This window comes from Endozoicomonas sp. ONNA1 (assembly GCF_024606325.1).
GTDB lineage: Bacteria > Pseudomonadota > Gammaproteobacteria > Pseudomonadales > Endozoicomonadaceae > Endozoicomonas_A.
In genome coordinates this window covers 1-1,113 of the sequence record NZ_JAHHPN010000415.1, presented here as the reverse complement: position 1 = coordinate 1,113, position 1,113 = coordinate 1, and the positions used below count along the sequence as shown (strand labels likewise).

Annotated in this window: 1 protein-coding gene; it reads right to left on the bottom strand. The window is 51.0% G+C overall.

Translation table 11 applies throughout. From position 1 onward, the window contains the following. Positions 1–14: 14 nt before the first annotated feature. Positions 15–1,113 (bottom strand): WD40 repeat domain-containing protein (locus KDK19_RS09360; RefSeq protein WP_257291814.1); only part of this gene is annotated, 1,099 nt, incomplete at its 5' end.

The window sequence follows — 1,113 nt, the reverse complement described above, 5'->3', positions numbered from 1 at the left end:
GGTTCCGGGCTTCGTCAATCACTACCAGCCTGCGCCGGTTCAGGTGACACCAAAGCCCCCCTGATTTCAGTGATTTTCGCGACACCATCCTGACTGGCGGTGACCACATGGCAACAATCGGCACTAAAGGTGGCTGAGCTGACTTCATCCTGATGTGAAAAGGATGCTTTCACTACCCATGATCCATCGATCTGCTGGCCGATGATTTTCGCTGTTTTATCAACACTGGCAGTCATCACATGACGACCATCAGCACTGAAGACGGCTGAATTGACCTCGCCGTCATGAGCAATGGTGGCCTTTTCTTTCCAGACTCCGTCCTTAAGACCATAGATTTTAACCGTTTTATCAAAGCTGGCGGTCACCAGGTGGCGGCCACTGGCGCTGAACGTGGCTGATGTCACCAAATCTTCATGGCAAATGATGGCTTTTGGTTCCCATGACCCATCGCCCTTCTGACTAAAGACTTTCACTGTATCACGTATAGTGGCAGTCACAATATGGCTGCTATCGGGGCTGAAGGAGGCAGAAATGACCTCGCTAAAATGGTGAATACCAAGCTTTGGTTCCCAGAATCCATCAGCCTTCTGGCCGTAGATTTTCACCGTGTAGGGGGGGTCGAGGCTGGGAGGGGGAAACATCAACGGATCGTTCTCAGGCATTTTACCGATGGTCAACACATGGGCGCCGTCGGGGCTGAAGGCGGCAAATGTGACATGACTATCATTTGGAATGGAGCCTGTCTCCAGCCATGATCCATCGTCCTCCTGACCATGGATTTTCAACTTGTCAGCTCTACCGGGGGTGGTTATCACATAGCGCCCGTCAGCGCTGAAGGTAGCTGAGAGTATCCAAATTTCATGGGAAATTCTAGCTTTTGGTACCCACGATCCATTAGCCTCCAGACCATAGATTTTCGCCGTGTGGTCATAACTGGCGGTCACCACAAGAGTGCCATCGGGACTAAAGGCGGCTGAACTGACCACATGGTCATGAGTAATAGTCACTTTTTCTTTCCATGATCCGTCGGCACTGTGACCATAGATTTTCGCCTTGTGATCATCACTGGCGGTGACCAAATGATTGCAATCGGGGCTAAAGGTAGCTGAGTTG